Consider the following 22,020-nt stretch of genomic DNA (forward strand, 5'->3'; position numbering starts at 1 on the left):
TTTACGAACCGTTTCAGGTTTTTTATCGTGTTTACTTTATTTCGACTTTTCTCAGGCTGATTGCTTATAATAAAGAACATAAGATCACCATGCCGGAGGCCTCTATGTCTTCAAACCCAAATGAACATCACGTTGGCTTCACTCAAATCTATAAACATATCAACTTTTTAAAGGCACCTTTTCCTTTTACCCTTACCTTCCGAAACGCCGATACTTTGCCGGAGCATGTGCATGCGCACGATTTTTTCCAAATTTGCTACGTCATTCGAGGAACCTGCCTGCATACGATTAACGAATGCCAAGCGGTACTATGCAAAGGTGATTTTTTCTCCATTCCCCCTTATATGACGCATCGTTTAAAGAAAATCGAAGGTCACGACATTCACTTAGCTCAGATTGACTTCCTCCCCAGCTTCCTGCAAGAACAATTGACGTACTCTGCCGATCTGGAAGGTATCGTTGACTTTGCTTATCTGCACCCCTTGCTGAATTCCGCCGAACATGTGCTCCCCAAGCTGAATTTGCAGCAAGATTCCCAGCAGCAGGTTGAGCAGATGATTGCGACCATGCAGAAGGAGCTGGAGCTTCAACAACCAATGCATCAACTGGCGGTCCGCGCCGAGTTGCTGAAGCTGCTTATTGTAGCCGGCAGAGAATTTCATCATGCCATCCATGGCAAAGAAGAACATCGCCTCTTTCAAAGTAAAAAACATTCTTTGCTTGGCGCGATTACGTATATGGAAACGCACTTTGCCGAGGAGCTTGAGCTTGTCCAAGTGGCGGAGAAAGCTTATATGTCTCCCGCCTATTTCAGCAGTATTTTTAAAGCAATGACTGGCCAGAACTTCACCTATTATTTGAATGCCCTTCGGGTGAACAAAGCACAAGAGCTTTTGAAAACGACCGATATGCCCATTACCGACATTTATTTGCAATGCGGCTTTAATAACGCCAGCCATTTTATCGAGGTGTTTAAAAAGCATACCGGCCTTACGCCTTCCGCTTATCGGAAACATGCTCATTGAGATGCCCACGACTGAGTACCGCCAGGACGGTGACAGAGCGTAAGGACAGTGACAGGGCGTAAGGGCAGTGACAGGGCGTAAGGACCTCGCCGTCGACTTACACGGCCCTCCCTGCCTCTGCGGCGGGAAGATTAGGATCCCCGCGACGTCGCAAAGTGCGCTACAATAGAGTGACTGACAGATAGCTTGGGGAGCCGCTTACCCTACAAAGGAGAGCACATGCTGGGACTCGCGATTTTACTAGCTTTTAATTTGGCCGGCATCGGGCTGCAAATGAGCTTGCATATTCCGCTGCCGGGGAACGTGATTGGACTCATCTTATTTACCATCGGACTGTTTACGAAACTGATTAAGCTCGAATGGGTGGAACAGACGGCGAACTGGTTCACCGGGCATATGATGCTTTTCTTCCTGCCCTTTGTCGTCGGCACGATGGCGTTCTTCCCGCTGATCGGGAAAAATTGGCTGTCCATCGGCGCCGGCGTCATCGGCAGCACCGTGCTTGTGCTGATCGTCACAGGCTTCGTGACGTCGAAGCTGCAGCGCGGTGCGGGTACGGATGCTGGCGCTGGCAGCAAGCGCGGCCTGCGTAATGAGCAGGCGCGGACAGTGGACGGAGGGATGTCATGAGCACCGCCACCTGGCTCACGAACCCGATGTTCGGCCTCGCGCTGAGCGTGGCCGCCTATACGGCGGCGCAGGCGATTCATCGGCGGTGGCGGTTTTTGCATCCGCTTTTTGTCTGCGCCTGCTTCATCATCGTCGTGCTGCTCAGCTTTCGCATTCCTTATTCCGCCTACAAAGTCGGCGGCGACGTGCTGACGCTGCTGCTCGGACCGGCCACCGTGGCGCTCGGCGTGCCGCTGTATAAGCATTTCGCTTTGATTAAGCGAAATTTGGGTGCGATCCTCGTCTCGGTGACCCTCGGGTCCCTGACGAGCATCTTGTGCAGCGCCGCCCTCGTCGGGCTGCTCGGCGGCAGCCGCGAGATTTTGCTCAGCTTGCTGCCGAAGTCAGTCTCCTCGCCGATCGCGCTGGAAATCTCGCGCCATCTCGGCGGCTTGCCGGAGCTGACCGCCGTGCTCACGGTGCTGACCGGCCTCTGGGGCAGTATGATCGGCCGGCGCCTGCTGCTGGCGATGGGATGCGGCGACGCCCTCTCCATCGGCATCGCGGTCGGCACAGCCGCGCACGGCATCGGCACCGCCCGGCTGCTCAAGGATTCCGAGACGGAAGGCAGCATGAGCGGCTTCGCGATGGGTGCGGCGGGAATTATTACGTCGATTTTGTTTATTCCGATTTACTTGTGGTTGGGGTAGCCAACCGCCGAATTCTCGACAATAAGCACGCCAAATGGGCTTATCTCCGCCCAACAAAAAACCAGCCCCCCGCGTCCTAACGGACACTAAGGCTGGTTTTTCGGTTTTTCCAGACTACAGCTTCAAGCGGTACACCGCTTTATTCTCAAGCCCGCGTATCATCGGCGTCCACGGCTCGGATTCCGGTGTCGTCAGCAGCGCGTCCTCGACCATTTGCAGCTTCGCGTCCATTGAGTCGATGTAATGGAGCGCGACGGCCTCCGGCAGCTGCGGCAGCACTGGGCTTCCCCACTCCGGCAGGTTGTGGTGGGACAGCACGATGTGCTGAAGGCCGATGACGACATCCGACTGCAGGTCGATGCCGTGATAGATAGCGGCTTCGGTAATCCAGCTCGATACCATGGAGATGTGCCCGAGCAGCTTGCCCTGCACGCTGTAATCCGAGACGATGCCAAGCTGGGCGACCATCTCATCCGGCTTCGCAATGTCATGAAGAATGATGCCCGCTTTGATCAAATCCGGATTCAAAAACGGCCGCTGCCCGCAAATAAACTCGCCGATTTCCAGCATCCTTACGATATGATAGGCAAGTCCCGCGTAGTAGGCGTGATGGTGCGATTTGGCCGCCGGGGAGTGCTCCAGCTTATCGCCAACCTTCACGACGCAGAACGAGACGATATTGCGGATCGTCGGGTTCTCGATGCTGTCCAGCACGCGATGAATCGTCTGGATTAAGTCATACGGCGAAATCGGCGCCGAGCGAATAAAATCGGTCAGCTTCACGTCATCTTCGGGCGTCGCTTTGCGGATTTTTGCAATTTTGACTTGGAGCCGTTCGCGGTACAATTGTACTAATCCCTGTACTTTGACCAGCGTCATCGGAAAAAATGTTTCTTTGTCGGTAATGCTCGCATCCCACAGCTTAGCGGGAATTTGGCCGCTGGCGTCACAGAGGACAATGTCCAGAAAATCTTTGGCCGGCGTCGTGTTGGTTTGCTTAATTTCCAATTCCTTGATGAGATAGAACCCGACAAACTCATCGGGGGCTTGCAACTGTTTAATTAACGTCATTTAAAGTTCCTCCACCATTCAATAGGAACATTATACTACGTCTTGCTGCAATCACACCACATACTCCCGAAATACCTCGTTATAGAAGACAAATTTGCTGCATGGGTACTTGAATCCAAGAAACATGCCCGGGGGGCTGGCCTTGGGGGGAAGCAAAAAAAAAGCCGCTAGGGATGTCTTTGGCAGCTTGTGTCCTAGTGAGATTGCGCTAATTTCTTTAATTCCTCGATTGAAATACCGGTGAACTCGGAGACTGTTTCGATGTTCATGCCTTTTGCCAACATGTTTGATGCCACTTCAAGTTTGCCTTTTAGTTTCCCTTGCAACTCTCCTTCTCGCTGACCTTCTTCTCTCGCACCCTCTCGCAACGACGCTTCGTCATGCAAAGCTTTTTGCCTCATTTCATAACGTCGGCGCGCCTCTTTATCTTGACTAAGGAATTCAAGCACTGTCATTGCTTTTTCCAGTTCTGGTTCCTGCATCTTCAGCACCTCCCAGTTATCTGTATTGTCACTTTTTAGAAAAAGTAACCAATTTAACAATCCTCCGGATGTGGTTATCTGTTGTTTGTCTAGTTTTGACAATTCAAGAAAATGAATTTCAATGTCATCAATCAAAGAAATATGACTACGATCTTCTCTTAAATGAAATACGTTATGATATTGATCATTGGGAAGTATGGAAAAGTTAAGAATATTAATCGTAACACATTTCTTTAAAATTTTATAAGATTGTCCCTCTTCCAGCTGGCTGGCATATTGCTTACTCCAATAATACAAGGTTCGCTTCTCGTTGTCATATCGGTTAAACAACTGCATTTCAATGTTGATCAGTTCGCCTTCCGTCGTCTTGGCCTGAATATCAAAGATGGACTGCTTATCTTGGGGAGAATCTTTATCGGTATAGGGATTCATGAGGACAATTTCAGTTAGCGGCGGTTCGCCTGATTCTTGAAAAGTGCGATTGAGAAATGCCAGCAGCAAGTCTGTATTATCTTCGCTTCCGAATATGCGTTTAAAGACAAAATCTATCTTCGGGTCGAGCAAATCTTTCATCAACAATCAGCTCCTCATCTGACTTTATTATATCATGGAGCTTTTGTAGATTGCATGTATAGTAAACAAAATAACAACATAAGCAAACACCCCCTCTCCCAAGGAGAAGGGGTGCAACTAACGATTTACTTAGCCGCCACCGTCAGCGGCGACACCGTCCACGCGCTCGAAACGCCGCTCAGCCCCACACGCCCGAGCAGAAAAGCGTTCGGATCTGTCCATGTCAAGATCGGCGTCTTGCTGCGATCTGTGAAAACCGAGATCGATGCGCCGCGCAGCTTGACGGTCACATGCGCCGTTTCCTGTGGAGCAAGCTTCCAGGAGCCGGACGCCGCTTCCATGCTATTTTCATAGCTGTTCCGCTTCAAGGTTACTTTGTCCATCGCAAAAGCAAGCGCATAGCCCATATAAGCATCCTTCACCTGGTCTTTGTGATCCGACTCGTTCGTCGTTCGGAGCAGCACGGTCGCCATGGCACCGGACACTTGATTGAGCGTCAAGTCAAAGCTGACGGTGTAGTCGCCCCAGCCCCATTCGCCGCCGAAGCGGTTGACAAGGCCGACAGTGTTCGGCTTGACCACCAGTTGCTCCGGCACCGCTTGAGTGAGACTCGCCTCCAGGTCGCTCAGCGCAATTTCACCTTTGCCCCGGCTTATCGTCAGCCAGCCTGTCCCTTGCTTCAACTCAAAAGTGCCGAGCGACACTTTGCTCCATGCGGCGTCCCCCGCAAACAGCGCTTCGTCCAGTTTGATTTCCTTGGACGCCCCGCCGGCTTCTACCCGCAATGTCCCGCCGGCCGATGCCTGAGATACGTTCACAGCGAGCAGGTAGCTTCCGTCTTCGCGCACGTTGACTGGGAAGGATACGCTGTCGCCCGTGCCGGAGAGCAACACGGCATCGCTGTCGTCCGGCGCAAAGCCGGAACGAACCGCAGCTTGGCCGCTCAGCGTGCCATGCACCGCGTCCATTGTCCCCGGCAGCGGCTTGATCGCTTCACGGTCACTACTGCCATTCGCCTCGCCCGAGAAGGCGGTGTAATGCAGCTCCGGCTTCAAGCCTTGCGACCATTGGTAGCCGATGCGTCCCGCGCTGCCAAGCAAATCGCCCTGCTCGATTTGGAGCAAACCGTCCCAATACAGCTTCGTCCCCGAGCTGTCCGACTCGATGCGAACGGTATGCAGCTTCGTCAGATCTGTTCCTGTTGGAAGCGGCTTGGTTGCCAATTCCGTCTCTTTCCCATCAACGCTAGCTATAAGCACCAGCGCCTTCGCAGCAGGTCGAACACGAGCCGCACGATAATTCCGACTATCCGCATAAGCAAAGACAACATCAAACGTCGAAGCTGCTCCACCTTCGGCACCAGTCACAAAGTTGAGCTCCGCCGTATACCGGTCACCCGTCCCAGTTCGAGCGAGCCATCCTTGCCCTTCTCCCTGCGCTTGTCCTTGCCCCTGCCCGCTTCCTTCAATTCTCTCCCACCGTTCAGCCGATGGCGTCGCCCCAGGAACATCCCGGAACACCGGCATTTTTGGCGCCTCTTGCGGCGCCCCATGCGTCGGGCCGAGAACGGACATTTTGTCCCCGTTGAAAACAAGCCGGTCGATATTCATTTTGCGCAAGGGAGGCCCTTCCGCAGATCGGCCGACCAGATTGTGATAGACGATATAATAGGCGTCCAAATCCGGCCCGAGTACAGTCGCGCTATGGCCCAGACCGTTAAAGTCATTCGCAGTCGAAATCAGGATCGGGTTGTTTTCAGGAATCTTATACGTCCCTACCGGAGATTCATGATTCACGCCATAGTTGACGCGATACCCTTTACTAAACACATGGTTCCCGGTATACGTAATGTAATAACGCCCGTTCCGCTTAATAATCATGGAGCCTTCGGTCCAATGACCCAGCGAAGCGTTCAACTGTTGGTCCGGCCCGATGGTATACGGATCAGGCATCGAATTCGCCATGATCCCTCCCAGTTTGGCATGGGTAAAATACCACTTGGCATCGTCGTCGATAAAAACGGAACCGTCTATCGTGAAGCCGAGGTTATCCGTCTTCTTCACAAACGGCCCGGTCGGCTTGTCGCTTTGCAGCACGTAATGCCCCTTGCCCGCCGGCGACGTGTACATGTAGAAAGCACCGTTCCAATACACAACCTCCGGCGCATAGGCGCCTTCGCTAATGGGCTCCTCCGTCACCAAACCTTCGTATCGCCAATGAACCAAATCGTCGGAGCTCCAGGCTTTAATCCCAACACGTCGATCTTTCGTGCTGCAGTACAGATAATACTTGCCGTCAAAGCGAAGAATGTAAGGATCGCCAATACCGTAATCCTCCCATTCTCCCTCTAGCGTAAACGGATTCTGATACGTAGCCCCAAGTGTAACTTCCACGCGCTTCACCTCCTCTTGTCCACGCAGCGTAACTTGCGGGACCATGGCTAACAGCAGCAGTACAATGCCGCATGCGGCCACAATAAGCCAGCGCGCATTCGGATTAGATGTCACCTCATGATTCATGAGGCGCAATGACTTCCAAAGCATAGACAGAAGAAGGACGCAACAAGCACGTCACGACAGAATGCTCCACCGACACTTCATGGATGCTGCTGACCACATCCTCTGGATGCTCGGCAGCGTTAAAGCTCTCAAAATGATCGCCCGTAATTTCCGTCAGTCGAGCCGTGCCCGACAAAGCAAATTCGCCGATGTTCACATCCGTTACCTGCTCTTCCAAGCTCCGGTTTACGATAAAGACCGTCAGTTTATTCCGATCCTTATTGATACTCGCCACAACATCCAAGACCGGCAGCTCGTCAAGCTTTGGACCCGTCGCCGGACCCTTCACCCCGAAGCTCGCACAATCGGTTTTACTTTCCACGACAAACCCTAAATCTCGATTCGCATACATCTGCATAACATAATACGTCGGCGACCCGTAAACCTTCAGCGCGTTCTCCGTTCTGTCGGCAGACTTGCCCCGGAACTGGTCGGCATAGTAGTCGCCGACACGGATACAGCCGCCAAGCCAGCCGTTGACAAGGTCGGAGAAGCTGCCGATTTCGATCAAGTCGCTGCTCCGGATAAATTCGTTCAGATTCGCCGCATTCGCTGCTGCAGCCTCCAGTGTATGTTCATTCGGCAGTCCTTTGCGAATCGTGTTCGGGTAATACATCGTGTTGTACTCCGTTATCGCCAGCTTCACATGCGCGTACCGCTCGGACGAACCGATCAACGTTCTGGCATGACTTACGGTCTCGCGCGTCCATTCCGGATACGATACGATGGCCTTGAATCGTTCTTCACCCGGTGTCTTGTGATTCATCCCGAAACGCGGGCAGCCATGGTATAAATGCAGTGTCAGATAGTCGATGTGCTCGGCGGCGCGTGCAAGTACCGTGGCGTTCCATCCCTCTGTCTTGTCATCCCCGCAGGCGAGCAGGCGAATACCCGGATCCGCTGTTTTCATAGCCACAGCAAATCGAACATAACGCTCAGCAAACTGCTCGGCGTTGCAATGCCCCACCTGCCACGGCCCCCATACTTCGTTACCGATCTCCCAGTACTTTACGCCATACGGTTCCGGATGCCCATTGGCAGCACGCAGACGACCCATCGGCGTCGTCGCGTCGCCGTTGCAGTACTCGATCCACTCGGCCGCCTCTTCCGGCGTGCCCGAGCCGTCGTTCACGCAGATCAGAGGCTCTACATTCAGTTCACGACAAAAAGCAATAAACTCGTCCGTACCAAAATATTTGCTCGTCCATCCGCCCCAGGCCTCATTCACCAGACACGGACGTTCATATACAGGCCCGATCGCCTGCTGCCAATGATAGGCGGAGATATAATTGCCCGCCAGCCGCATCATCCCGGCATTTAAGGAGCGGGTCATCTCCATCACTTCCCGGCGAACGTTACCGGCGCTACCCGATGGCAGCAAGGAAATATGGTCCAGCCACAGCATCCCGGTGGACACGTGATCCAGCCAGCGCGGATGCTCAGCAGGAACATACAGTCGGAATTCCGCCTGTTCGCACGCCTGCTCCACCTGAAGGCGAACATCATACGCTCGCCAGTCGTGACTCTCCAGATCAATGCGAACTTGACCCAACACCTCGCCGGTTCGCTGATTCACAATCTCTGCCAGCACGTACTTAATATCAACGGACGCTCTGGCATAGAGTGATAAGGCGTAGCCACTCTGATCCTGCTTGACGGCAACGGCTTGAGACACCCCCGCATAAGCGTTGTCGTCGCTGTATATACGCAGCATTTGGCTGTGCCCCGAATGATACGCAGCCGCTGGCTCAAGGCCATAGACCGTGCTCTTGCCGTTCGTATAGGGCCGCCAGCTTCCCGACAGTCCCCGATACGCGACATCCTCGCTTTCAAAATCCATATCTCTTAGCGGATACGCCAGCATCGCCTCCATATGGTCGCGAATATCTTCAACGAAGTGACCGAATAGATAGGGATTGATTGCAGTCGTACAGCTTGATTTCGTATTCACTTGAATTGTTGCTTTGGATTGCACCATGATGTTAACGCACCCTTCCACCTTGTTATCCTTTCAAAGAACCGATCATAACGCCCTTCACAAAATGGCGCTGAACAAACGGATACATCACCAGCACCGGTAAGCTGGAAATAATGATGACAACGTATTTAATGCTCTCCGCCAATAGCACTTTATGCTCCAAGCCCACACTGCTGTCAGCCGCATCGGCCTGACTCACCATTAGCACCTCGCGCAGCACAAGCTGAAGCGGGTACATATCCTTGCTCCGAATGTAGATTAACGCATTGAAATACGAGTTCCAGTGACCAACCGCATAGAACAGCACCATCACCGCAATAATCGGCTTCGACAGCGGGAGAATGACGTGCGTCAGCAGCTTCCAGTTGGAACAGCCGTCGATATTGGCCGCTTCTTGAATTTCCCAAGGAATGTTGGATTGAAAATAAGTTCGCATGACAATCAGATTATAGGTGGCGATCGCGCCGGGAATCACAAGCGCCCACATCGTGTCCACCATGCCTAAATTTTTCACGAGGAGATACGACGGAATCAGTCCCCCGCTGAAAAACATTGTTAGCGTAATGAAGAACATAATGATGCCTCTTCCAGGCAAATCGGGCCTGGAGAGTGGATAAGCAGCCAAGGTCGTCATCAGCAAGTTGATCACCGTGCCGACCAGCGTGTAAAGGATCGTATTACCATAACCGTTCCAAATCTGTTCATTTTCAAATACGTTTCGGTAGGCGTCTAACGTAATTTGCTTAGGCAGCAGCAGCACCTCGCCATTTAATACAAGCGCAGGATCGCTGAATGAGGCACTCACGATAAAAATGAGCGGATACAGCACCACCACCACGATGAGCGCCGCCAATACGTTCACGACAAGATCAAAAACTTTTTCATCGGATGTACGCTTTTGCAGCGTTCCACTAACCATTCGGATTTCCCTCCTTTACCATAAGCTGGTTTCCGCCTTCTTGCGGGCAAAGCGATTCACTAGGAGCAGCAGTACCAGGTTCACCAGCGAGTTGAACAGGCCGATCGCCGCCGTGTAGCTGTATTCGCCTTTTAAAATACCGGTCGTGTACACAAAGGTCGATATGACATCGCTGGATTCCAGATTCAAGTTATTTTGCATGAGCAAGATTTTTTCGAAGCCGACATTCATAAAATGTCCGACATCCAGGATAAGCAAAATCACGATGACCGGCAAAATTCCCGGCAAAGAGACATGCCAAATACGCCGCAGCCGGGACGCACCGTCCATTTTAGCGGCTTCATACAACTGCGGATTGACTCCGCTTAAGGCTGCAATGTAAATAATCGATTGCCAACCCATGTTTTGCCAAATATTTGAAGAGATAAAGATCGGTTTAAACCAGCCTGCCGAATCCAGGAATCGAACCGGATCTCCGCCAAACGCTTCAATGATCGCATTGATCGGGCCGCCACGCGGAGATAGGAATACCATAATCATCCCGACCATCACGACAATGGAGATAAAATGCGGGATATACGTAATATTCTGAACAATCTTACTAAACTTCTTGTTGCGTATTTCTGTCACCAGCAAGGCCAGCAGAACAGGGATCGGAAAGGCGAACAGCAGAGAAAACAGATTAATCGAGATCGTGTTCCATAAGAGCCGCCAGAAGTAATACGAATCTACGAATCTTTTAAAATGGTCGAGACCGACCCAAGCGCTACCGCTAATGCCTTTCGCCGGGCTGAAGTTTTTGAACGCAATCTGAAGCCCGTAAAGCGGGCCATAGTTAAACACTAAATACCAAGCAATCGGGAGCAGCAGCATCAGATACAGATCGTACCGACTGCTCACCGCTTTCCAGAGGCGCGAGCGCCTCGATCGAGATCGAGACGCTGTGCCTGCTGCATGTGCCGTACTGTTCATGTGCAGCCCTCCAGCCGTGATGCGTTATTATTTTTGCTGTTTCATTTTGTCGTAGGCATCTTGGTAAATTTTCTGCAGCTCGTCAATTTTCATTTTCTTCAACGTGGATTGGAATTCATCCCATTTGTCGAAGCTGAGCGCGCCCGCAATGAACTTCGTGCTTTGTTCTTCGTAATATTTATCAATGTCGTTGCGCAAAATATTCACTTGCTGCGCTGTTTGCTCATCGAACATCGGAGCCGCATAGCGGATTTTCGGCATGTACGGATCAAGCTTTTTCTGCGCTTCTTGCACTTGAGGCGGGTTGATATACGAAGCCACCTTCTCGCTGATCAGGTGCGGAGCGCCGCCGCCGGCATACGGTGTGATTTTGCCTTGATTGCCGGAAGCAAGGAAGGAGTCCAAGTAGTAAGGAACGCCATCGCGCAGTTCATAGTGCTCGCCTTTACGACCGAAGCGCAGCAGCGTAGAACCTTCATCTCCATAGAAGTAATCGACCCAGCGGAGCGTTGCTTCCGGATTTTTATTCACAGACGTAATGGCGAAAGCGCCAAAATCCCTCGGGACAGGAGCAGCAAGCTGCAATTGGTCGCCATGCGGGCCTTTCACAGGCGAGATTCCAATGTACTGTTCATTGACTTTCGTATCCAACATCGGATTGTTCGTCTGGTCAAAGAAGAAGCCCGTGTTACCCGAACCTTGTTTGGCCAAATATTGCGCTTCCTTCTGTGTAAACAGCTCTTGATCCAGCAGTTTCTCGGAGTATAGCTTATTCAGGTACATCAGCAGTTCTTTGTTCCGGTCGCTGCCCATCCAGATATTGACTTTCTCGTTCTCCAGATTAATGTTGTAGCCTAATTGGAAATCAAGACCGAAGGAGCCCCCCATGATGGGCACGATGCTTAGACCGTTGCGCGCTGTCATCGGAATTTCATCGGGCTTGCCGTTGCCGTTCGGATCTTTCTCTTTGAACGCTTTCAGTACCTCGTACAATTCATCCGTTGTTTGCGGCTCTTTCAGGTTCAATTTCTTGAGCCATGCTTGGTTCATCCAGCGTTTGTCGGTTCTGGCAGCGTTTACAGATACAATGCCGGGAAGCGCGTAGATATGACCTTCAGGGGTCGTCATCGACGAGCGGATCTCGGGATACGTATCCATCAGCTTCTTGATGTTCGGCGCATATTTATCAATCAAACCCTCAAGCGGAATGAGCTGCCCGCCGGCGCCGTAACGGGTAACCTCGAGCGGGGTCAAACCTGAGCGATACATGACATCCGGAAGCTCATTTGAAGCAAATAACAGGTTCTTTTTCTCAGCAAAACCGTCTGTTGGCGCTTCGATCCACTCCACTTGGACATTGCTCATTTTCTCGTAGTCCTGGAACACCGGCATATCTTTGAACGGGCCGTTAACCGGCGCAACGCGCGTAAACATTTTCAGCTTCAACGGCTCTTTGACAATTGGAAACCCTGCTGTCGACACCGCATCTGTCGGTTCGCTCTCTGTTTTATCTTTCGTCTCTTTACTTGACGTATCCGAGCTGCATGCCGATAAAGTCATGCTGGATACGACCAGCGTTGAAAGAAGTACTGTCCCCCATTTTCTTTTCATTCGATCTTCCTCCGATTCACAAGTTATGTCCACCTTAGCAGGTAAGCGTTTTCTAAGGGGTGATTTCATTATAAGTAATCGCTTTCTTCCCGTGATTCAACATCTATGACATTCCATTCTACAATTTTGACTGTTTGAGGAGATCGATGTAAGCTTGCGGCGTCGTCCCGGTTATTGTTTTGAATACTTTGAAAAAGTAGGTATAGCTGACAAAGCCAACCTCGCTGCTGATTTGCTTCAAAGCGAGAGCGCCCGCTTCCATGTGCAGGCAGCTCTTCTGAATGCGCAGCCGGTTCAAATACTCTGTGAACGTCATCCCCGTCTCTTCCTTAAACAGCCTACTTAAATAAGATGGATTCAAATTGAGCGCGCCTGCCACGCTGTCCAGCGAAATATTGGCAGCATAATGATCGGTGATATACTGCACGGCTTTGGCAATATGTCGCGAATACGGTCCGCCTACTTGCTGCTTTTTAATGACTTCCGTTACCCGCGTGTAGTAGGCTATCATCCACTCGGCAAGCTCAGACACGGTACGCAGACGCGCAATCTCATTGCGGGAGGGGACCAGCTCGTGCTCTTCCGGGGAAATGTGGGCAAATTGCCGCTTCAAGGTCATTTCCATCCCATGCAGCAATTCGCTCACCATCATTTGAACTTTGATTGCGTAGGCTGGCAGCGTGCGTACTTCCGCAAACATCATGGTCAGAAGTTGCACAATTTTATCGAGATCGAGCTGCTCCAAATAGAGAAGAAGCTGCTTGCGTTCCTCATGAAACAACGTTTCTCGCAGCATCGGCGCATGCAAACCTTGAGCATACATGGCGGTCATTTCCTGGTCCGCTTTCCGGTAACTGACGGCAACTTGGCGAAGGCTTCCACATAAAGATCCAACGGTAAAAATGCAGTGCAAATTCAGAAACTTCTCCAGCGTATGCGACAGCGCACTCATGGCTTGCTTCATTTGTGTCATGACGGCACGCTCGCTTCGCTCTGTGAAAGAGAACAGAACAATGAACCGTCCCTCGCCCACATATCCGACCGTTCGCTTCTGAACGTCACCAACGGCGAGCTGCATAACTTCGGTTGCTTTGTGTACGAACTCGTTTTTTTGAACATCGGTCAATCGTTCAGTCACCAGCAGGAACGGAACGATCTGCACGACGGCCGTTCCATAAGTAACAGCACCCGCATACACGCCGCTCTGACGGACGAATTCCTGCAAAGCGTCACCCGCCTCTTGCCCCTCTCTGGTGACATTCGCGACATGCTCGCGCAGCATGACTGGGCTAAGACTTTCCATCATCCGCGTCTGCGCACTCCGGGCTTCATGCTCACGCTCTTCGCTTTGCAGTTCCTGTACCGCTTTATTCAGCAGCGACACCAGCGCTTCTCCATTCAGTCGATGCTTGAGCAAATAGTCCATCGCCCCGTTCATCAGACACGAACGCACATAGTCGTAATCGTCAAAGGAGCTTAGCATGATCATTTTAACTTTAGCAAAACGCTCTTTGATCCGGCGGCACAGTTCCACGCCATCCATGTTGGGCATGCTGACATCGATAATGGCAATGTGAGGGAGATGCTGCTCCATCATGGCAAGCGCCATTTCCCCATGCTGTGCCTCACCGCAAATAACAAAGCCATGCTCCTCCCACGAAAGCATGCTCTTCACATCGTTGCGCGCCAACGCTTCATCATCTACAAGCAAAACTTCGTACATGCTTTAGCCCTCCTGTTCATGGGGTTCCAATCTCGGAAACCGGATTTGCACGGTCGTATAAGCCTCCGGCTCGCTTTCGAGAAACACGCCGTACGGCACGCCGAACAGCCGAACGATGCGCTCATGCACGTTGCGAACGCCCATGCCGCTGAAGCGCGTGTTTTTTTGTTCTTCAAACAAAGCATCAATCTGCTCCCTGGTCATGCCTTTGCCGTTATCCCGAACCTCAATGCGCAGCTCATTCGACTCGGCATAAATGCGGATCTGCACCAGTCCTTCGTGCGCCGAAGAGGAAATGCCATGAATAATCGCATTTTCCACAAGCGGTTGAAGCATCAGCTTGAGCACGCGAAGCTGCAGCAGCGCCTCATCCTCGACTTCGATATGCAAGTGAATCGGCTCGACATATTTATATTTTTCAATCGTCACATAGCTCCGCACGTACTGCAATTCCTCTTGCAGGGTAAGAAATTCGTTCGAATGACCGAGGACGCCGCGCATCAGCTCGACCAGCGATTCGGACACCTCGACAATATTCGGAACCCCGTTCAGCTTGGCCAAATATTTGACTGTATTCAAGGTGTTGTACAGAAAATGCGGACGAATCTGCGCCTGCAGCACCGCGAGCTCCGCTTCTCGCTTCTCTTTTTCCTTCTTCACAACGTCGTCGAGTAAGCGCTTTAGTTCACCGACCATACTTTTGAAAACGAGATGCAGCTGCCCAATCTCATCCTTGGAATGAATCTCAGTCGTCGTCAGCGTCATGTTCCCTTCCATCACATGCATCATCATCGAGCGCAGCCGACGAATATTGCGAGTTATTCGCGAGGAAACCTGCTGCGTGGCGATGACAATAATGATAAATACAATCAAGGCAACGGTCGCGATGATATTGCGAATACGCGCCGTTTCGGTCAGCAGCGAATTCATCGGCACGAGCGCCAGCGTCGACCACCCGGTATAGTCCGATTTCCGGATCACGACCAGATAGGACGTTTGCTGAATGATGCGTTCCACGGAGCCTTCCGTATCGCGAAATTCATCGGCCAATTTAAGAATGGTCTCCTGTGGAAGCGAGCTTGTATCCGGCTGGTAAATGAATTCGTCCTTCCTGTCGAGCACATACAGCATGCTGTCCGGCGTCGGTTTAACATCAAATATTTTTTTTATAAAATCATCGTTCAAATTGAACATGACCATTCCGATCAGACTACGATTATACCGCAGTTCGCGCCCGGTTACGATCGAGTTATCAGTGCCTGACTGGTGAAAATAAGCGTGGTCCGATCCGTTCTGGAGCAGATCGTTCATCATGGGAGTTCCCAGCACACTTCGATCAAGCCATGGCGAGCCGACGAAAAAAACTTTCTCGTTCAAGCCGATCACGGCAGCGCGCGAGATGTAAGGTTTGTAAGCGATAAGAGCGGATAGAAACTCTTCGATCCGTTTCTGTTCCTGAAACCACTCGTAGCTGGGTTCTTCCGTTTTACTCGTGAGCGTATCCAGTACCGTCTTGTTCGTAGCGACAACGGTGTTCAGACGGCTGACCTCTTCCAACCGCAGGTTAAGCGATTCATCCGCCTGCCGGATGCTTTCCGTCACGGACGTAATCGCGTTGTTTTTGACCGTTTCCCGCATGTACAAGTAGACGATACTCGTAACGGCGGCAATGCCGATGAGCGTGACGAGACTGAAGGCGACGAAGATTTTGCCCTGAATGCTGAACGTAGGTGAAAATAACTTCTTGAGCGAGGCTAGCTTCATGGGAATCTCCTCTCCGATTCATAGAAAAAAAAGCATGAACCTTGCCCGACCTGCGCGCTTGATTCATGCTTCTAATATTACCTACTCCAAGGCGTAATGCATAGCCCCTGCGCATCTTCTTCCGCATGAAGAAGCACGATGCCGGGACGCGTCCGAAACGGAGCCGTTCTGTCGTTCCCAAACAGCGTTGCTTGCAGCCTGCCTTCCCGGTCGACAAACATCGTGCCGTGACCGCCATGGGGAACCGCCAGCCTTCTCGGCGTGTAGGGCCCGTAGATGTGATCGGCAACGGCATACATAAGATCATACGTCCCGTCCACACGCTTGTCGCCGTGCCAGTCCGCCGCCCCCAGAATATATTTGCCTTGATATTTCACGATAAAAGCACCTTCGTAGCCGACCCGCCGGCCGTCCACAGGAACCAGCTTGCGCGGATCTTCCGCAAAGCCGGTCATATCTTTCTTCATGCGGGCGATTTTGCCATCCTGCCAGACAAAATACACCTCTCCATCCTCATCCTGAAACAAGGAGGAGTCAATATCCGTATTCGTCATCCGGCCCATATCGATGTACGGACCTTCCGCGTGGCCCGATACGCTCTTAATGAGCCCTGTGCCGCCGCCTTTCAGTGAATATGTGATCCAGAACGTATCGTAGAGATAAATCATCTCCGGCGCCCAGAGGCAAGGTTCTGGATAAATATTGTTTTCCCAGGTGCCGTTCTCGGTCAAATCCCACACCTTCGCCAGATGGTGCCATTCCTTCAAATCCGAGGAGTGCCACAGATGCAGCTGATCGTTGCGATCCCAGAAGTCGCGACGGGGCTGATCCGACGTGCCCGTCATGTAGTACGTCCCGTCGGGACCTACGCTGATATGCGGATCCCGAATCGGAAAATCCGCGACAGGCTGCAAGCCGCCGACCGCACCTTTTTCCAGGATGACGCCAGGGCTTGGGCGCAAAAATCCAGGACTCGGCGTCTCCATCGGCACCACAGCCGGGAAATGCTCGACCTGCGAGTAGCTGCCGCAGCCGGTGAAGGCCGCGTAGAGCCCGCCCTCGCGGCCCTCAAACAGCGTGATCTGCCCGCCGTGCGGCAGCGCGAGATATCTCCGGCTGTACGGCCCGTAGATGGAGCGGCTGACTGCGACGAACGTATCCACGCTGTCGCTGCCCATGCGGGCAAGCGGATCGGCGCAGGTCATGTAGTAATACCCGTCCCGCTTGTACAGAAAAGCGCCATAGGCGCCGACCTGTCGATTGCCGGTATACGATGGATGATCCTCCCGCCCGGGCATTGTCCACGGCTGCACCTCCACCGGGCGCGGTTCCTCAACCAGGCCGCTCATGTCGGCTTTCATGCGCGCGATTCGGCCGTTCCCGTAGACCCAGTAGACGACGCCATCATCGTCCTGGAATAACGAGGCATCCTGGCCGTCTGCGGTCATTTGGCCCATATCCTCATAAGGGCCTTCCGCCTTGCCGGTCGCGCTTCGCAGGAGGCCTGTCCCGCCTTGCCGAACGCCGTAGGTCAGCCAGTAGGTGCCTTGCACATTATGAAGCTCCGGCGCGCAAATGCCGTAGGAGGATTCCCCTTCCTTTTGCCAAGAACCGTCCTCAGTGATGCTCCACACCTTGACCGGCTCTCCCCACGTCTGCAAATCGTGTGAAGACCAGATCTGGACCTGCGCACCGTCCAGTGTTCCGGTCAAATAATACAGGTGATCCGGGCCTGCGCACACGCTTGCGTCTTGCAAGGGTACATCTAAGATGGGCTCTATCGTTACGGCTTCAGCCGAATAGCTTGTACACGCCGACCATTCCGTTTCAGGATGCGGAGGGTGCTGAATAAAATCGGACTTCATTGTCATTCTCCTTTTCACCGAGACAAGTTGAAAACGCTCTCCCCTTAGTATAACGCGCCAGGAACTCGTGCTTAATAGGAATTTCGGATGAAAAGGTGAGGAAAACGGACATGATGCCAAGTTTGCATATCCATGGATTGCCGTGAAGCCCGCCCCTTTTCCGGGTGCAGCGCTCATGCTACAATGAAGAAAATTGCCCGACATACAAAGGAAGCGAAAAGCGCCATGAACCAGTTCAGTAAACACGGTCCCATCTATCATCTGCCGCCGATTGGAGAACCGCCCCCGCTCAGCGTGCAATTCCTGGGCATCAATTACTGTGAACACGACTATCGTAACGTTCGGGAGCTTGCCAGCATCACGGTCATCGGATATGTACTTTCCGGACAAGGCTGTTTGAAAGTGAATGCGCAATCCTATATCGCAGGAGAAGGCGATATTTTCATTTTGCCCGCCGGCTGCTCTCACGATGTTGCACCTGATGCCCGGCATGAGGAGCAGTGGAGCTACATTTGGCTCAATGTGAGCGGCAGCTGGATCTTGAAGCTGCTGGACGCGTACCAGCTGTCGGCCCAGCTTGTGACGCCCGAGAGCGGACTGGGCCCACTGTTCCACGAAGCCATTGAAGGCGCGGTGCACCGCTCTTTGAACGAGATGCAGGCCGAACTCCAGGTGATGCTCATGCGCATCATCGTCACACTCTCGGATCTCCAACGCCAAAGAGGCGCCCAGCTGTCACCCGCTGTACAAGCGATTCAGCACTATTTGGACAATCACATTATGCAGGGGTTCGATCCCCTTCAGCTCGCCGAACAAGTCGGCATGTCCGCACGGCACATGAACCGTCTCTTTAGGAAGGAAGTCGGTACGACCGTTTATCACTACATCCTCGGCAAAAAAATGGAGTCCGCCAAGCTCATGCTGCTGGACACCCCGCTGACGATCAGCGAGATCGGATACCGGCTCGGCTATAACGATCCGCATTATTTCTCGAATCTGTTCCAGAGCAAGATCGGCGTGCGGCCGAGCGAGTTTCGGAAACGGCTAGGGGATGCGCGCTAAAATAAAGAAACCCCGGCAAATGATTGCCAGGGTTCTTTGCACATGCGCTCAGCAGTAAACGAGCACGATTTATTTGACCAACTGCCCCGCCGCTTCAAGCGCCGGGCGAGGGTCGTTGCACGTCACCAGCGTGACGCCGCACGATTTCGCATAAGCGACTTCCTCAGCGGTATCCGGGCAGTAGCCCCACGCGAGCAGCCCCTTCTGCTGAGCCGCACGCACTTTCTCCGCCGTCAGCGCCTTCATCGGGAAGGCGATCGCCCACATTTTCGAATACGTGCCGTTCTCGCTGTGATCGAAGTTCGACATTGCCCCCGCTTCGAAGCCCTGTGTTTTCGCCCCATACGCGTCATACAGATAGTCCAGAACAGCCGCATCGAAGGAGGTGAATACGCAGCGTGACAGGTGACCGAATTTTTCCAGCGTCATGATCGCCTGATCCGTCACCTCTCTCGCCGTCCGGCTCGGCTTGATCTCAACATTGAGCAGCAGCTCGGGATAATCCGAAAGCAGCTCGCAGAGCTCATCCAGGGTCGGCACCTGCAAACCGGCATAAGCTTTGTCGAACCAGCCGCCGGCATCAAGATTTTGCAGCTCATCCAACGTGTACTCACCAACCGGGCCTGTACCGTTTGTCGTGCGGTCCACCGTTTCATCGTGCAGTACGACGACGACGCCATCCTTCGTCAAGCGAAGATCGAACTCCAGCATGCCGACGCCCAGCGCCAGCGCCTCCTTGAAGGAGAGCAGCGTATTCTCCGGATACGCCGATTTGAAGCCGCGATGCCCGGCAATGACGAGGGATTGCGATTGTTCAAGCTTTTGAATCATGAGACGTCCCTTCCCTTCCAGCAGTTTATTTGGACAAGCTCATGTAAGGATGGAGCGCTCATTGTAGGCGCGCAGCAAAGTGTAGCGGGCAGGCCGCACCAGATGCCCTTCGAGCAGACTGCTGGTCAGCAGTTGCGGGTCGATTCCCAGCTCCTCGGTCGTGGCCGGTCCGCCGACTTCACGGAGCAGATCTTGCAGCTGCACCTCTACCGGGATGCTGTGGATGAGCTGCGCGATCTCGTTCCAGCGGCTCGCTATGTTCGGCATGCCGCTCCAGTGCTCCGCCCCTTCCGCCGTGAGCCGATGGTACAGCCGGCTGATCTGCGCGCAAGCGACGCCGACCTTGGCGCCATGGAGCAGCTGTTTCCGGCCTTGCTGGATGTAAGCCATTTCCCAGTAATGGGACAAATGGTGTTCCGAGCCGGAAGCGGGGTGCGACTGTCCGAACCGGAGCATAGCGAGTCCGGACTGGGTTAAGGCCGACATGAGCGTGTGGATGCCTTCGGCGTCCTTGCGCGCGATGGACCCCACTTGGCTGATGCAGGTAGCCAGCGCCTGCCTGGTGGTGTCTGCCGACGCCTGCAGATAAGGCTCCTCGGCGACGAGCGCGCCGAACTGCCAATCGAACAGGGACGTCGCTTTCCCCAGCATGTCGCCGAAGCCTGCGGCGATTAACGGCGAAGGCGCCTGGACCAGCACGTCCAGGTCGGCAAACATCGCCTCCGGCCCGACGGCCGGAACCGTGATCTTGCGCCCGCGCGTGATGATCGGGGCGCCCAGGGAGTTGAAGCCGTCCACGGAGGGCGCCGTCGGCACGGAGAGGAACGGGATGCGCGTCGTGAAGGCGCAGTAGCGGACGATGTCGTGGATCGTCCCGCCGCCGACGGCGACGAGCAGATCCGGCTGCATGCGCTGAATATCGAGCAGCAGCTCGATCAGCGCCGCCTCGTCCGCCAGCACGTCGCCGGCGCGGCCGGGCTGGATGTGCGCCGCGTGCACAGAGACGCGGCGTTCCGTCAAAAGGCGGCACAGGCGCTCGCCTGCCGCCGCATAGGTGTTCGCATCCGCCGCCAGCAGCACGCTGCGGTAAGGGCGCTCGGCGATGTAGGCCGCCGCGCTTGGCAGGGCGCCGGCTTTAATACAGATGACATCGACACCAGGATGATGGGGATGATGCTCGCCATTTTGAAGATGTGCGGATGGTTGGGTGTTCGGTTGCTCCATGTTCAATAGGTTCACTGCCTCGTCTCGTTATTAAACATTCCTGCGCATTTTACGCGCGTTCCTGTTTGATCATGCTCATTTATACGCTAACTATAGCGAAGAGATGCTCTCCTAACATTAATCTGATATGAAGAAGTTGTAAATCTATTCAGAAATATTTCGCCACATCGTAACTACCCAGGCACCCGGAGACATGAAGAGACTTACCCGTGTTCGTGGAATGCGAGTTGAACAAGAGCTTGCCCAGAGGCTGATTTTCCGAACTGAGCATGGGGACAGGGAGCCGAGATGGCTTTCGGATTGAGCATCAAGCCTGCAAGAAGGCAGGAAATTTCCTCTCTGCTTCCTAATTTCGACGAAATACCTGCAAAAAGGCAGGCTTCCGGGGTGAGACCTCCATTTTGACAGAGCTTTGGCCTAAAAAACTGCTTTATCGCAGGCATTTTGCGAAAAAAGGTATTTTTGTGAAAAATGCCTGTCTTTTTGCAGGAATTCCCCTGTCGTCTTCCTCTTCCTCCTCTTCGACGAGTACCCAAGTAGTAACGCAATTTCCAGGATTATAAATTGTGTTCCCATACCGTGTCGAAATAGTTCAGGTAGATGATTGCAAGTAATGGACTAATCACGCCCCCTTGAGGGCTTCCGAGGTCAGTTTCGTAAAACTGTTCATCTTTAACGACTCCTGCTTTCAGCTATTTCCGTATGAGTTTGAGTATCCTTCTTTCGCTTATTCTTTGCTTCACAAGCTTCATCAACTTCTCATGCAAAATAAATTGTGTCTAGTTTAGCTAGGCGCGCCATGTTGAAAAAGGGTTTCCGCTAGCAGAGACGGCACGTCTCTGCGCGAAAACCCTCTTCACCTGCTTCGGAGCTTGGTGGGATCAAGCACCTCATCGCTAACGGTTGCCCTGGCGCCTATTTGGCGCCTTACGCCACTTTTCCAGAGTTAACGGTTGCAACAGCGGCTATTTGAGCCAAATCGGCCAGATTTCGCTAGATTTTTAGCAAATAAGCGCGGCGGCAACCGTTACGATGTGAAATGG

Annotated in this window: 16 protein-coding genes and 1 pseudogene; 4 read left to right on the top strand and 13 right to left on the bottom strand. The window is 53.0% G+C overall.

The window, feature by feature from the left end; genetic code table 11:
- Nucleotides 1–104: 104 nt before the first annotated feature.
- From ABE504_RS29705 to ABE504_RS29715, 3 genes are all read left to right on the top strand, one after another.
- Nucleotides 105–1,025 (top strand): helix-turn-helix domain-containing protein, encoded by a 921-nt coding sequence (locus ABE504_RS29705; RefSeq protein WP_430095914.1) that lies wholly within the window; start codon nt 105–107, stop codon nt 1,023–1,025.
- Between the two features lie 219 nt (nt 1,026–1,244).
- Nucleotides 1,245–1,655, top strand: coding sequence for a CidA/LrgA family protein (locus ABE504_RS29710; RefSeq protein WP_430095917.1), 411 nt, complete (start codon nt 1,245–1,247; stop codon nt 1,653–1,655).
- Entirely contained in the window at nt 1,652–2,344 is a 693-nt protein-coding gene (locus ABE504_RS29715; protein ID WP_430095920.1) for an LrgB family protein, read from the top strand. The genes ABE504_RS29710 and ABE504_RS29715 overlap by 4 nt, the downstream gene beginning before the upstream one ends.
- A gap of 114 nt (nt 2,345–2,458) precedes the next feature.
- Here the strand turns inward: ABE504_RS29715 and ABE504_RS29720 are convergent, their stop codons facing one another.
- The 10 genes from ABE504_RS29720 to ABE504_RS29765 all read right to left on the bottom strand — a co-directional run bounded on the left by ABE504_RS29720 (nt 2,459) and on the right by ABE504_RS29765 (nt 17,860).
- Nucleotides 2,459–3,415 (bottom strand): 3'-5' exoribonuclease YhaM family protein, encoded by a 957-nt coding sequence (locus ABE504_RS29720; protein ID WP_430095923.1) that lies wholly within the window; start codon nt 3,413–3,415, stop codon nt 2,459–2,461.
- 194 nt (nt 3,416–3,609) lie between these two features.
- Complete coding sequence (locus ABE504_RS29725) at nt 3,610–4,470, bottom strand: Rpn family recombination-promoting nuclease/putative transposase (protein WP_430095925.1); 861 nt, start codon at nt 4,468–4,470, stop codon at nt 3,610–3,612.
- A 125-nt stretch (nt 4,471–4,595) separates the two neighbouring features.
- Nucleotides 4,596–6,989, bottom strand: coding sequence for a family 43 glycosylhydrolase (locus ABE504_RS29730; RefSeq protein ID WP_430095928.1), 2,394 nt, complete (start codon nt 6,987–6,989; stop codon nt 4,596–4,598).
- On the bottom strand, nt 6,979–9,006 hold the full coding sequence (locus tag ABE504_RS29735) for an alpha-L-arabinofuranosidase C-terminal domain-containing protein (RefSeq protein ID WP_430095931.1): 2,028 nt from the start codon (nt 9,004–9,006) through the stop codon (nt 6,979–6,981). The genes ABE504_RS29730 and ABE504_RS29735 overlap by 11 nt, the downstream gene beginning before the upstream one ends.
- A 25-nt stretch (nt 9,007–9,031) precedes the next feature.
- A complete protein-coding gene (locus ABE504_RS29740; protein WP_430095934.1) occupies nt 9,032–9,925 on the bottom strand; it encodes a carbohydrate ABC transporter permease in 894 nt (297 codons plus the stop codon).
- 15 nt (nt 9,926–9,940) lie between these two features.
- A complete protein-coding gene (locus ABE504_RS29745) occupies nt 9,941–10,897 on the bottom strand; it encodes an ABC transporter permease (RefSeq protein ID WP_430095937.1) in 957 nt (318 codons plus the stop codon).
- Between the two features lie 27 nt (nt 10,898–10,924).
- Nucleotides 10,925–12,508, bottom strand: coding sequence for an extracellular solute-binding protein (locus ABE504_RS29750; RefSeq protein ID WP_430095939.1), 1,584 nt, complete (start codon nt 12,506–12,508; stop codon nt 10,925–10,927).
- Nucleotides 12,509–12,626: 118 nt separating this feature from the next.
- Nucleotides 12,627–14,231, bottom strand: coding sequence for a response regulator transcription factor (locus ABE504_RS29755; RefSeq protein WP_430095942.1), 1,605 nt, complete (start codon nt 14,229–14,231; stop codon nt 12,627–12,629).
- Nucleotides 14,232–14,234: 3 nt separating this feature from the next.
- A complete protein-coding gene (locus ABE504_RS29760; protein ID WP_430095944.1) occupies nt 14,235–15,995 on the bottom strand; it encodes a cache domain-containing sensor histidine kinase in 1,761 nt (586 codons plus the stop codon).
- 77 nt (nt 15,996–16,072) lie between these two features.
- On the bottom strand, nt 16,073–17,860 hold the full coding sequence (locus tag ABE504_RS29765) for a family 43 glycosylhydrolase (protein ID WP_430095946.1): 1,788 nt from the start codon (nt 17,858–17,860) through the stop codon (nt 16,073–16,075).
- A 225-nt stretch (nt 17,861–18,085) separates the two neighbouring features.
- Between ABE504_RS29765 and ABE504_RS29770 the strand changes: the two genes are divergently transcribed.
- Complete coding sequence (locus ABE504_RS29770) at nt 18,086–18,922, top strand: AraC family transcriptional regulator (RefSeq protein ID WP_430095949.1); 837 nt, start codon at nt 18,086–18,088, stop codon at nt 18,920–18,922.
- A gap of 69 nt (nt 18,923–18,991) precedes the next feature.
- Here ABE504_RS29770 and ABE504_RS29775 read toward each other — a convergent pair whose 3' ends face one another.
- The 3 genes and pseudogenes from ABE504_RS29775 to ABE504_RS29785 all read right to left on the bottom strand — a co-directional run.
- Complete coding sequence (locus ABE504_RS29775; protein ID WP_430095951.1) at nt 18,992–19,753, bottom strand: glycerophosphodiester phosphodiesterase family protein; 762 nt, start codon at nt 19,751–19,753, stop codon at nt 18,992–18,994.
- Nucleotides 19,754–19,792: 39 nt separating this feature from the next.
- Nucleotides 19,793–20,977 (bottom strand): sn-glycerol-1-phosphate dehydrogenase, encoded by a 1,185-nt coding sequence (locus tag ABE504_RS29780; RefSeq protein ID WP_430095998.1) that lies wholly within the window; start codon nt 20,975–20,977, stop codon nt 19,793–19,795.
- Nucleotides 20,978–21,546: 569 nt separating this feature from the next.
- A pseudogene (locus ABE504_RS29785) lies at nt 21,547–21,747 on the bottom strand (group II intron reverse transcriptase/maturase); the annotation flags it as partial.
- Nucleotides 21,748–22,020 lie beyond the last annotated feature (273 nt).

This window comes from Paenibacillus oryzisoli, assembly GCF_050467285.1.
In the GTDB taxonomy this organism is placed as follows: domain Bacteria; phylum Bacillota; class Bacilli; order Paenibacillales; family NBRC-103111; genus Paenibacillus_E; species Paenibacillus_E oryzisoli_A.